Here is a 14,069-nt window from a genome sequence, read left to right as displayed (position 1 = left end):
ATGCACTGCTTGCCCTGTTGTTTTTAACACACCCCAGAGAATTCTACCGCATAGGTCTTTTGGACCTCCCTGCGGCGACCTGGACCCGGAAAAACAGCGTTTTCTGTCGGCCTTACCCTGATGGAGGCAATTCTCATTGGCCGTTCATGCGCCGCACCTGTCAAGTCCTGAACCCCATGTGATCCACTCAACAACCCGGCGCAAAGGAAAGTTGTTGGTTCATAACTGAGTCAATAACAGTGTCAGATCCCAGGTTAAATCACGTAATAGAAGCAATTTCAACAGCTGATACAAAAATTAACAACTTGCTGGCTGGCACTGAATTAAAATATTCATGGCTATTGTAAGTAGTCTGCATTTAAAGTTTGCTTTTATGTAATAGGTGCTGCTTGATGTTTTTCATCGCACTGTATCTGTAGGGAAACAGGTTTAAGCAAAAAATAATTAATATAAACTTGTTATTGGTGTTGATAAAATGAAAAACCTTAAAATTAGTCAGTTGTTATTCGCAGCTTTTTTCTTTCCTGTTATAGCTATTGTTATCCTGGTCTTGGTTTCAGTTAATAATATGGCAATTATTAATCAGCAGTCCACCGTGATTTCTGAAAACTGGTTACCCTCTGTCAGGCTGGTGGAGAATATTAATACAAAGACCGCTGATTTACGTATTAAGGAATTCAGACATATTATGTTCACCGATGAAAGTGAAATAAGTGAGGTGGAAGATAATATACATAAAATGAAGATGGATATCGAATATACCATCCGTGAATACCAACTCTTGATCGCTAGCGAACAAGAGAAATCCTTATTTAGCGCATTTCGCCAGCAATATGATGAGTACCTGGATATCCAAAGTAAATTGTTGGCGCTTTCAAGAAAAAATGACAAGGCTGCTGCGAAAGCAATGCTGCTTGGTGAGTCGTTTAAGGCCTATGAAGAATACTCAGATGTGCTGTTGAAACTGTCTGAGTTAAATAAACGCGGTGCCGATGAGGCCAGCCGTTACGGCGATAAAGTCTACGATGACGCCGTGAGGCTTATGTGGATCCTGGTCGTGGTGATTTCCGTGATTGTGGTTGTGGTCTCGATAATGATATCCAAACACATTATATCGACCCTGAAAACAGTGCAGGATGCCATGGCCAGAATGGCCGACGGTGATCTGTCCGGTCGTATCCTGGGATTGGGCCGTAGCGAAATGGGGGAGCTGGCACAGAGCTATAATCAGTCGGCCGCCAAGATTGCCGATATTACGGTGCAACTGACCAATGTTGCCGATAATACCGCCTCATCGGCAAATGATCTCTCCGCCACCATGAGTCAGGTTGAATCCAACTCCAGATTGATGTTGGAGCAGGTGGAGCAGGTGGCGACGGCCTTGAATGAAATGGCCAGCACAGCGCAGGAAATGAGCCAGAATGCCGTTCAGGCCGATGCCAGTACCGATGCGGCCATGTCAAATGTGGCAACAGGCAATCAGTCACTTTCAGAATCAGATGAGATTGCAGTGAAAATCGGCAAGGCGATTGATGAATCTGCGCAGATTGTTAACCAATTAAAAGATTACTCAACCGAGATTGGTTCTGTCATTGACGTCATTAATACCATCTCTGAACAAACCAATCTGTTGGCGTTAAATGCGGCAATTGAAGCGGCCAGAGCCGGTGAGGCGGGCAGGGGATTTGCCGTGGTAGCCGACGAAGTCAGGGCGCTGGCCGCCAAAACTCAACAATCAACCATAGACATCCAAAGCATTATTTCCAATTTGCAGGCACAGGCTCAAAAGGCTGATCGTTATATGAAGTCCAACGCGGAATTGACCATAGAGTCGCAACGTGTTGCGGAAAATGTTCGCAGTGCCTTTGTGGGCATATCCAATTCGGTCAAAGCCATCGCAGAGATTAATTCCATGGTGGCCACGGCGGCCACTGAACAATCCAGTGTGACAGAGGAAATTTCCAGGAACATTACCGCCACTGTGGAAATGGTGAATCAGAATGTCCACGGTGTCACCAACAGCAGCCAATCCAGTCGTGACCTATTGCGGGAAGCCGAGCAACAAAAGCAATTGTTGGCCTTTTTCAAGTGTTAACCCATGCTTTGCTGAGTGGCTGCAGTATCTGTAACTGGTATAGGCCGTGGTAGTGGTATAGGAAGTGACATAGGCAGCGGCATAGCAAGCGACCTCTTAGTTGAAGAGCATGCCCGTCCTCTGATGATACTGCCGATTATCAGGGGGCGGGAATCGCCTTGCCTTTCAGGCCGCGAGTCGGGCGAAGCTTTCACTTGTGGCCCCGCCAAGCCAGCAAGCCAAAACACCATCGGTGGAGCCTTTCTCATGGTCACTTTTTTAATGATTTGCACCCAAGGTTGAACCACACCCGGCATCAAATTTTTATCTGTCTTACTTTTCTATCTGCCTTACTTTGCAGCATTTTGTCCGTCCTTTGGCTCAAGCAGCAGATCTAAAGAGTCACAATTTATAAGCAGTGATTTTACCTGGCGGTTACAAAGTGTAACCACTTGACCTTGCCGCATCCTTTACCCTGTGTTGCCGAATACCCTACGTGAGCCTGTTTGCGTCACGTATCCAAATCATTACAACAAAAATATTAACCAGGAGAGATTCTTTTGAAAATTAACTCCTTAAGCATCGCCGTTCTCAGCGCCTTGTATGCCGCCGGGATCAGCGCTGCGGCAACCGGGGTTGCAGCAAGGGAAACCTCGCTCAAACCCGTACCTTTATCGATGACCGACATACGCAAGCAACAGCAGCCGCGGTTACAGCGCGATCCCCTCAGTGCCAGAAGCCGTGGCAGCGCGCTTAATCGTCAGATAGAGCACAAGAAGCCGGAAGGCAAGTTCAAACCCGAAGCGGGTCTGAGCGGTGAGCACGTCTATATCATCCAGCTCAAGGACAGCCCGGTGGCCACCTATGCCGGTGGCGTGCAAGGACTCAACAGCACTGTGCTGCAACCGCAGGCTCAAGTTCAAGCCAGTGGCAGCCCATCGGTCAAAGGCGCGCAAAGCCTGACGGCTGCGCCGGCCAACAGCCAAAAACTGTTTTTGAACTCAGTGTCTTCCAACAGGAACATAGATTCTTATCAGCAGTTTCTGAGCCAGAAACAGGACAAACTGGTACAAAGCGCAGCGGCCATGGGCGTCAACCTTGAGGTGCAGAGTCGTTTTACCGTGACGCTGAACGCCGTGACCGCGAGGCTGACCCAGGAGCAAGCCATGAAGCTTGCCCGTCTGGGCGAGGTGGAAAGTATCCAGCGCTCGGTGATCCACAAGCTGGAGACCGATGTCGGTCCGCAGGTCATCAAGGCTGACTCGGCCTGGAACAACACCACCATCAACCCTTCTTACCCCCATGGTTTGAAAGGTGAAGGCCAGATCATCGGTGTGATAGACACAGGTATCAACACCGACCACGTGTCCTTTGCCGCTGTGGGTGATGATGGTTATGCACACACCAACCCGCTGGGCTCAGGCAATTATCTGGGTCAGTGCCAGGAAGCCGAGTTTGCCGATCGTTGTAACGACAAGCTTATTGGTGTGTACACCTGGGATGTGATAGCCAAACAATACAGTTCGGGAATTTATACCGAGCACCGTCCCTACTTTGGTGAGGATTACGGCGGACACGGTTCACACACCTCCAGTACCGCGGCCGGCAACGTTATCAATAATGCGCCGTTCCAATTTGCCAGCTATGAGCGTTTTGCCGGTGATCCGGGCATGGGCGCCTATGGCGATGGCCGTGATACCGGCATCACCCGCAAGGTGTCGGGTGTTGCGCCACACGCCAACGTGATCATGTACCAGGGCTGCTTCAACGGTGATCAGGATACCCCTTTCATCGGTTGTCCGACCGAAGCGACTTTGATGTCCATTGAACAGGCGGTATTGGATGGTGTAGACGTCATCAACTACTCCATCAGTGGCTCCAATTTCCCCTGGGACGGCGTGATTGAACAGGCCTTCTATTCGGCCTTTGCCGCCGGCATTTCCGTGGCGGCCGCTGCCGGCAACGGTGGCCCGCAAGCACCCACCAACCATCCGTCCCCCTGGTTGATGAACGTGGCGGCTACCGAACATGCCCGTATGTTCGGCTTTGAAACCAAGTATCTGCAGGATATGAGCGGCGGCAGTACCACACCTCCGGCCGATATGGATGGCGCCAGCCTTTCCGGCGGTATTACCGGCCCAATCGTGCTGGCAGAAAGCTATGGCAACAAGTTCTGTGACAATGCCTTCCCGGCCAATACCTTCACCTCAGATCAGATAGTGGTGTGTGCCCGCTCCAACAACGCCCGTATGACCAAGGCGGAAAATCTGCTGGCAGCAGGTGCAGGTGGCTTTGTGCTGTACAACACCAGCTCCTTTGGCGCTGCCGGTACCGAAGTGGATGACATGTACCCCTTGCCGTCGATTCACATTAACAACATCGAAGGATATAACCTGAGAAAATGGCTGCTCAGTGGCACGGGTCATAGGGCGACCATCACTGCCGGCAGCGCGTTGGTTGATATGGATGAGAGTCGTAACGACAAGTTGGCCGAGTTCAACTCCACCGCCATTAACAACGACTTTGACGGTACCCTGTCGCCCAACATTTCGGCGCCCGGTGTGGACATTCTGGCGGCTTACTCAGATGACCAGCCCTTTACCAGATATCCATCTGCAATGGACTGGAACGTGATCAGTGGTACCTCCATGGCTACACCACACGTGGCCGGTGCCCTGGCGCTGGTACGTCAGGCCCATCCCGAATGGTCCGTGGCCGAGGTGCAGTCGGCTATCCAGCTCACCGCGGGTAACCAGCTCTACACTCAAGTTCAGCCCAACTCGGGTGACAAGATTGTCGAAAAAGACATTTACTTCCACGGTGGTTCTGGATTGGTAAATGTTGAAGCGGCGATCGATGCCGGTTTCGTGATGGATGAGACCGCGGAAAACATGCGTCTTGCCAATCCGCACAACGGTGGCGATCCGGCCGATCTGAACGTACCCAACCTGGTGGATACCAGCTGTGCAATCAACTGCAGCTGGGTTCGCACCATCAAGGCGACCCGTGATGGCAGCTGGAAGGTCAGCGCGGCACCAAACCATGATGCGGTCAGCATCCAGTTTGATGTCTATCCGTCTGAATTTACCCTCAAAGCCGGTGAAACCAAGACCATCATAGTCAAGGCGCGCGTGTTGGAAGCCACCACAGTGCAGGACAGACTGGAAAATACCTACCTTTGGGGCGATGTGAAATTTACCCCGGTAGAAACCTCTCTGCCCGAGGCACACTGGCCGGTGAAAATGAAGGTGAGCCGCAACAACATGCCCAAGATGTTGAGCGCCACTGCACACCGCAATGCCGATAAGTTGATGGTCAACAATGTGCCTGTCAGCAAGGCTACCGAGCTGCACGGCCGTGCCTTCCTGGCGGATACCCAGTACTTTACCGGGGAGTTCCCTGAGGATCTGGACTTTACCGGCGTGTATTTCGACCACGATTTCACCCCGACCAAGACCCACTGGGTGAATGTGCCGGCCGGCAGCAAACGTCTGTTTGCCGAAGCGCTGGAGACCATATCGACCACAGCGGAAAGCATCTGGTGGGCGGGCGACCTTGACGTACTGGTTGGTCGCGATCTGAACGGCAACCACCAAGTTGACTTTGACGAAGAGACCATCTGTTGGTCATCTTCCGAACGTGTGGTGCAGGATTACTGTTCTATCAATAATCCTGATGCGGGTGATTATTGGGTTGTGTTCTACAACTACCGCAATGATTTCCGTAATGAAGGTCTGTCAGATGTTTATCGCTATGCCATAGGTGTGGTTTCCGGTGAAGAAACCAGTGAAGTGTCGGTGAGCACCAGCACAGAGCTGAACGCTGCCACAACTATGGTGGACCTGGCGCTGAACTGGAACTTCGACAGCTTCGAACCCGGTGAGCTGAAATACGGTGCCATCGATCTGGGAACGTCCGCAGCCGATGCCGGCAATTTGGGCACAGTACCCTTTGTGATCAAACGCGGTGCCAACGACATCAGCATCAAGGCCTCTCAGGATCAGGCCCGTCCCGGCGATGTGGTGGATTTCAAGGTGTCTGTGTTGCCCAACATGTTGGGTTACGACCGTCATTTTGACATCAAAGCCAACCTGCCACAGGGCATGACCCTGGTGGGTGAGCCCCATATCGGCAACCCGCGCGTCAGCGCTGAGCTGAACGTGGATGGGAATAGCTTTACCCTGACAGGTATGCAGGCGGATGCAAGCGATCGTGCCCGCAGTTATAAGATCACCACCAACGAAACCGACGCCATGTGTCGCGTGCCCTACACCTCAGATGGCAAATATATGCCTATCTATGAGAGTCTGGGCATTAAGCCACAAATGGGCGGTTACTGGGGGGCTCAAGATGATCCCGGCGAGGATTATCAAGCCTTCAGCCTGCGTTATAAGGATCTTTGGGATTACGAAGACACCAACTTTGCCCTGTATAATAACCAGGACAATGTGTCTTACCCGCAGTTCACCGTATCGCCAATGGGTTATGTGAAGTTGGGCGGCGACCCATGGTTGATTGCTGAGTTTGATCTGCCATTTGATAAGCACTTCCTTAATTCAATGTACGGCGCGATCCCAGATTCCATGATTGCACCTCTGTACCGCACCACGGAGTTTTATGGTTCATTGGGCACGCCACTGGTCGATACCTGGGATAGCCATACGGGTATGACAGTCTTGTATGACGAAAGCCCCAAAATGCTGCTGGTTGATTGGCGCGGTGCTGAAACCGAGGTACCTGTTCTTAACTGGGATACCTGGGAATTGGAGTGGCAATCCTGGGGGGACAACTATGACTTCCAAACCTATATCTACATGGATTACAACCATGAGGCTAACCATCCTGAAGTGATCATGGCCTACGATAATCTGGTATTTGACGCAGATGGTCATCCGGAATATCCGCTTTATCCTGGCGATGAATCTCGGGCTTATAACGGCTCTGTAGGTATGTACGGTTATCATGGTCAGCGTGGTACTTACGCGCCGATTGATGGTGTATTGGCCGATTCCTTCACCCATGGCAGCATCAACGAGAAGCTGAAAAACGGTCTGGTGATCTGTTACGACTACGATGGTCCTGAGGCCACCGCATTCGATATCGAATTCCAGGCCAAGGTTGGCTTTGACAGCCTGGCTCGCAATCTGGCCGTTGAAGTGAACAGTGAAATCGAAGGTATCGAAACCATGACGGCCACCTACAAGCTGTCTGTACCGGGTAATATCACCCTGGCAGCCATGGCTGATCTGACCACAATGGAAAATACCGCCATCGAAGGCATCGAAGTGGTTTACCACGACAAGGATGCCGTCTCCAATACCATCAGCGTCAGCGGTGAGCATATTACTGCGGTGGTGCATGGTCATGGTTCCGGTGCCGGCTTCGACCTGATCCCTGAGGCCAACTGGTATGGTGAGACCAGGGTAACAGTGACAGTGGCTGACAATGCCTTCCCGAACGATGCCATGTCCACCAGCTTTATGCTGACCGTGACATCAGACGGTATCGAGTATGGTTGTACCGACAGCTCGGCAACCAACTTCGATGGCAATGCCAATACCGATGACGGTTCCTGTACCTATCCGGCACCACCCGCTTCAGAGCCGGCAAAGGACACCTCAGGCGGTACCACCTCAGTGCCCGCACTGCTGCTGGGCCTGTTGATGCTGGCTTATCGAAACATGAGCCGCAATATGAGCCGCCCCATGAGCCGCCCCATGAGCAGCAAGATGAACAAGCAGGGCTGATATTAAGCAATTGGAAAGGCCACCTCAGGGTGGCCTTTTTTATTGTGCCGTATTTATCACCGCCAACCCAATATTTCGCGTACAACTCAGAAAACGCGCCCTAAAATAAAACATTATTTTGACAAATGTATCTTGGATTATTGAGCTTGGAATATGCCTTGGTATTAATTTTGATAAGTTTGCTGCTATATTTAATCTTGTGCAAATCTATTACTGTTTTAACTGTTGGCGTTCCTGTAGGTCACAGTGTTCTCAATGTATTTGTGAATGTGCCATATGATTCAATCTTATATATTTGCATAGGTGATTGATAATAGGGTTATTTGTTTGAATTGCGCTTGCAGTTATTTATTTCTGACTCAAAATGTTGTCTGGAATAGAGTCCTGTTGCCCGGTGGATGCGGCGGTGATATCTCAATTTATGTGTATTTGCGTTATAGTTTTTTCCTTTTTTATGCCAAAGAGATTGTTGTACAAGTTGGCACCTCAATAAAACACTTCGGTAACAAATTGTCACATGGGTAATACATTGATGACACATGGCTGTAAGCGTTTGAAAGTAAAGGTTAATGGTGGTTTTTTGTGTGTATTATCAAGGATTTTGGTGTGTTGACTCGTTACCTGGTATTTGCCAGAGTTTCGCCACTGATGCACTGTGACTGAAGCTTGATTTATCGACCGCAGAGTTTATTGTCCGCTTACATATTTTATTGGAAAGAATATTAACGGGCAGAAGGATGCGATGTGGTTACAGTTATTTTGTGCATTGGCAAATATGAAGGAATAACAAAACTAATCACACCGATCGTGTTTATCTCATTTATGCAGGTGAACCGACACGGGAGGCAACGTGAAATTAAAGACTCTCACCCTCGCTACGCTGTCCGCCATTTACGGCGCGGGGATGGCGACCGCAGTACTGGCTACCCCTGGTACTACAACTGAAGCCAAGCTAAATCCTATTAAGCTGCCCAGCGCTGAATTTATGGAGCAGCAACGCCAACGAATTAATAAAAACGGCAATGCCGTTAAACGTAATAATGGCGTTAACGTTCAGCTGAAACGTAATTCTCCCGACCAAAAATTCATGGCGAAAGCCGAGGATGCCCAAGGCGAATTTGATTACATTGTTGAATTGTACGGCGACACTGTCATCGAGCAACAACGCGCTCTGGCAAGCAGCCAAAACGTGCGTACCGGTGCCACTGCCAATACCAAGGCAACAGGCACAAAACGCCTGGGTGCAGCGGCATTCAAGTCTCCGACCGCATCCAGCCAGGAATACAAGCTGATGCAGGCTCAGGACAAACTCCTGTCCAGTGCCAGCAGTGTGGTGGGTCGTCAACTCACACCCAAGATGCGTTACAGCAAGGTATTGAATGGCTTCAGTGTGAAAATGAGCCAGGCCGAAGCGGTAAAACTGTCGACACTGCCTCAAGTCAAAAAAATCACCAAGAGCCAGATGTACCATCTGCAAACGGACTACGGTCCGACCCACATTGGTGCCGACAAGGTTTGGAGCGGTGAGAACGTCAACAATACGCCTTACCAGGGTGAGGGCATTGTAGTCGGTATCGTTGATACAGGTATCAACACCGACCATCGCAGCTTCAAGGCCACCGGCGATGACGGTTACACCGTCAGCAACCCTCTGGGCGCTGGTAACTATCTGGGTGATTGTGCCAAGAGCGAGTTTGCCGACCGCTGTAACGACAAGCTGATCGGCGTCTTCAGCTACGAGAAGATCACCGATGTGTACTCAGCTGAAGAGTTCCAGGCTCCGGATCATTTGCCCTGGGACCCATTGGAAGAAATCCGCCCGCGTTTTGGTGAGGATTATGCGGGCCACGGTTCACATACCGCCAGCACTGCCGCGGGTAACGTGGTATTAAACGCGCCTTACCAGCAATCCGGTGGTGCCATGAGCCATGGTATCGACACCGGCTTTACCTTTGACCGCGTATCCGGTGTGGCGCCCCATGCCAACATAGTCGCCTTCCAGGTTTGTTACCCCGGTGGCGCTGGAGATGTCTATGTCGGTTGTCCAGGCGATGTGCTGGTGCAGGGCATTGAAGACGCCATCACAGCAGGTGTAGATGTCATTAACTTTTCCATTGGTGGTCAGGAGAATTCTCCCTGGGAAAGTCCACTGGAGCAGGCATTCCTGAACGCCCATGAAGCGGGCGTATTGGTTGCCGTGGCTGCCGGCAACAATGGCTCTAATGGCCATAATGAAATTTTCAGCTATATCGACCACAGTTCCCCCTGGCTGCTTAACGTGGCAGCGGCAACTTCAGGCCGTACCATTGAAGTCGTTGGCAAGAGCCTGACCAACTTCAACAGTGACAGCACCAGCTGGATGCCTTCCACAATACAGGGCAAGAGCCTGAGCGGTGGCATTGTGGGTAACGTGGTATATGCCGCCAATTACCCCGATCCGGACACCAGCGACGCCTACAGTGCTGCCAGTTGTAACGTGCCGTTCCCGGCGGGAACCTTCCAGGCCGACGACATAGTCATTTGTGATCGCGGTGATATTGCCCGGGTCGCCAAGGCTGACAACGTCAAGGCCGGTGGTGCCGGCGGGTTCATTCTGGCCAATACCAACTGGGATACCTCTGTGCCCGAAGGCATGACCTTCAATGACATCTATTCAGTTCCGGGCATTCACATAGGCTACAACGATGCCTATTACCTGAAACAGTGGGTGGGCACGGGTACTTTCCACACAGCTGAGATCACCGCATCCCATATTGAACGTACCATAGATGAGAGCCAGGCCGACATTCTGGCGGACTTCTCGTCCCGTGGTCCGAGCAACTATGTCGAGGAGCATCTGATCCCCATGATCACGGCTCCCGGCGTCAACATCTTCGCCGCGAACAGTGATGACCAACCGTTCAACGTATCACCCACAGCCAGTGACTGGACCATGATGAGTGGTACCTCCATGGCGAGCCCTCATGTGGCCGGTGCCATGGCGCTGGTACGTCAGGCGCATCCTGATTGGACCGCATCTGAATTGCAAAATGCCATGCAGATGACCGCAGTACAGGATGTCCGTTTCCGTCCCTATTCCTGGGCTGAATTGGAAGATGCCGGTACCTATCGTGCGGGTTCAGGTCGGGTAGATGTTTTGGCCGCCATCAACAGCGGTCTGTTGCTCGATGAAACCATAGACAATTTCCGCAATGCCGATCCTGCCAACGGCGGCATGGTGCGTCAATTGAACATGCCTGAGCTGGTGAACATGCACTGCGGTGAGACCTGTACCTGGGTGCGTACCTTCAAGGCCGTCCGCGACGGTGATTGGAGTGTGGAAGCCCAGGGTGATGAGGTCAGCCTGAGTATTGAGGCCAAGCCGGCTAATTTCAGTCTGAAGGCCGGTCAAACCCAGTCTGTGGTCTTTACCGCCAAGATCCTCAACAGCCAAAGCCGAGTGTCCAATTCTGAGGCTGAAGTCTGGGGTTCCGTACGCCTGGTGCCGCGTCAGATGGATATTCCATCTGTGTATTTGCCGGTCGCGGTCAAGTATGACAATCGTAATATGCCCGATGCGGTTGGTTTTGTGGTGAATCGTGACCAGGGCGAGCATCAAATCAGTAACCTGATGCTGCCGGAAGTCTCCACGCCTGTTTACGCTGCAGCAGCGCCGGTTAAGGCCGAAGTACGTGACGTCACACTGCCACAGAAAGATCCCGAAGGCGACCCATGGTATGTCTGTGGTTATTATTGCAGCCATGAAGTGGATGCCACCTCGGATGTCAGCCTGGTCACTGTGCCCGAGGGAACATCACGCCTGATGGTGGAAGTGTTGGCCCGCAGCGCGACCACAGCCCCCCAGGATAAGTTGTATTATGCCGGTGATGCCGATGTGTTCATCGGGTTTGACGCCAACGGTGATGGCCAGCCCCAGTGGGACGAAGAAGCCATCTGTGCCTCCAGCTCAGAAGCCATTGTGGATTACTGTAATATCAACAATCCACAGCCAGGCCAATACTGGGTGGTTGTGAACAACTTCCAGCACAGTTATGAAGACCCGAAGGCGACTTTCGATACTTACAAGGTGGCAACGGCCATAGTAGGTAAAGACGGCTCCAATCAGCTCACAGCCACCGGACCTGCACAACTGGATGGTCTGAACGCGGCCGATATATCACTGCGTTGGGATCTTGAGGGTGCGGTCAAGGGCGATGTTTATTACTCCATGCTGCAGGTGGGTACCGACGCCACCCAGCCCGATAACATAGCGCAAATTCCACTGCGCATGGTGCGGGGTGACAATGAGGTCTCCCTCATGGGCTCGCAAACCCAAGCCCGTGCCGGCGATGTGGTCAATATGCGTTTGCATGTGATGGAAAACCTCGATGGTTACGATCATGAGATAGGTATCAGCAGCATGCTGCCCGACAACCTGGCTCTGGTACCGGGTTCGGTTAAGGTGTCCAAAGCGATTAACGCTGAGGGTCTGACCGTGACCGATAACGGTTTCAGCCTGACGTCAATGCAACCTCACAGCGAAGATTGGGCCAAGGAGTATAAGGTCACCACCAGTGACAATGACGCTATGTGTCATATGCCTAACTACGGCCAATCCAAGCCCAATGGCTATATGGATCTGTGGGAACTCGGCCTGAACCCTATCTGGGGTGGTAATTGGAATGAAACCCTGCAGTTGCCTTTGTCTTGGTACTACGGTAACGGTGCCTATGCCAATTTGTACAACAACCAGGATCCTGATGGTCAATTCACCACTTTGACCGTGAGCCCCATAGGTCTGATGCAGCTGGATGACATGCCACTGTTCTGGCCTGATCAATATCCGATGAACTTCCAGGGCTTCCCGGACGCCTTGATAGCTCCGCTGTGGCGCGGTATCACGTTCAACAGTCAGGGTGATTTGGATTGGCGCTATTTCCGCACGCCCTATAACGTGGATCTGTGGTCGCCCAAGAACAACTCGGGTATTACCATGGGCTTTACCGGCGATGGTCGCATCTTCACCGAGTGGGACAATGCCCGCACCACCTATCAGGATTATGACTGGTTGACCGGTCAGACTTCCTACAGTGATGCAGGTGACTCCTATGACTTCGAGATGATGCTGAACCTGAATTATGACTTCAGTGATGGTGGCTATGAGGTCATCATGGCCTACGACAACATCGACTTTGCCAATGAAGAAGGTTTGGGCGCCATTGGTATCCATGGTTTCGATGGCTTCCGCGGTGTCTTCGGTCCTGAAAAGGGCTGGCTCGGCACTGAGTTTGGCTTCAACGATCTGAAGGGCAAACTGAAGAACGATCTGGTGGTCTGTTATGACTATGTGGGTCCAGAGAGCAGCCAATTCGACATCGAGTTCCAGGTCAAGGTGAAGAATGATGCCGCCGGTAATCAGGCACCTATCGAAGTCAGCATTGAGCGCAGTGGTCTGCCTTCCGAAATGGTGGCGCATTACCTGAACGTACCAAGCAACATCAAGGTCGGTGCCATCGGTAGCCAGACAATCGCCGAAGATACCAAGCTTGAAGGTATTGTGGTGGCTTACTCCGATGACAACACTGTTGCCAATACCATCAGTGTGTCGGGTGAGCATGTGACTGGTTTCGCCAGCGGTAATGAGCCGGGCGCGACCGTGACCGTGGTTCCTGAAGCTAACTTCACCGGTAAAACCACTGTGACTATTACTGTTGCTGACAGTAAGAATCCAAGTGATGCCGCCAGCACCAGCTTCGAACTGACGGTCACACCGGTAGCCGATGCTCCCATTGCCAAGGCAGCCAACATGGTTGACATCACCGAAGGCCAAACTGCGACTCTGGATGGCTCTGCCTCTATGGATCCCGATGGCGATTCAATGACCTATAGCTGGTCAGGCAGTGACGGCAGCATCAGCAACGCCAATGCCGCGGTAGCAACAGTCTCGGGTCTGGCTGTGGGTGAACATCAATTTACCCTGACAGTCAGCGACGGCACTATGAGCAACTCAGTGACTACGACTGTTAAGGTCAGCGCTGCTCCGGTAGCTGTGGAACCTGCAAAAGACAGCAGTGGTGGTGCCGCCGGCATGCTGCTCCTGTTGACTGCGCCTCTGGCCTGGTTGCGTCGCCGTAAAGTGGCATAATCCATCAGGATAAATTGCTGCAGCAGCAATTCGACAGCAAAAGAACCTTCTTCGGAAGGTTCTTTTTTTTGCCCTGTTAACCCGTGCCTGTCAGGTATACAGATCTGTATACCTATGCCGGGAT

Annotated in this window: 3 protein-coding genes; all 3 read left to right on the top strand. The window is 51.7% G+C overall.

Features of this window, described 5'->3' with window-relative positions; all coding sequences use genetic code 11:
• The first annotated feature begins 475 nt into the window (after positions 1-475).
• The 3 genes from JYB84_RS10315 to JYB84_RS10305 all read left to right on the top strand — a co-directional run bounded on the left by JYB84_RS10315 (position 476) and on the right by JYB84_RS10305 (position 13,945).
• Positions 476-2,095, top strand: coding sequence for a methyl-accepting chemotaxis protein (locus tag JYB84_RS10315; protein WP_207320013.1), 1,620 nt, complete (start codon positions 476-478; stop codon positions 2,093-2,095).
• A 539-nt stretch (positions 2,096-2,634) separates the two neighbouring features.
• Entirely contained in the window at positions 2,635-7,821 is a 5,187-nt protein-coding gene (locus tag JYB84_RS10310; RefSeq protein WP_207320012.1) for a S8 family serine peptidase, read from the top strand.
• Positions 7,822-8,671: 850 nt separating this feature from the next.
• Positions 8,672-13,945 (top strand): S8 family peptidase, encoded by a 5,274-nt coding sequence (locus JYB84_RS10305; protein ID WP_207320011.1) that lies wholly within the window; start codon positions 8,672-8,674, stop codon positions 13,943-13,945.
• The last annotated feature ends 124 nt before the right edge of the window (positions 13,946-14,069 follow it).

It is taken from the genome of Shewanella cyperi, from assembly GCF_017354985.1.
In the GTDB taxonomy this organism is placed as follows: Bacteria; Pseudomonadota; Gammaproteobacteria; order Enterobacterales; family Shewanellaceae; genus Shewanella; species Shewanella cyperi.
Note: the sequence above shows the minus strand (reverse complement) of the source record. Positions and strands in the feature narration are given on the sequence as shown.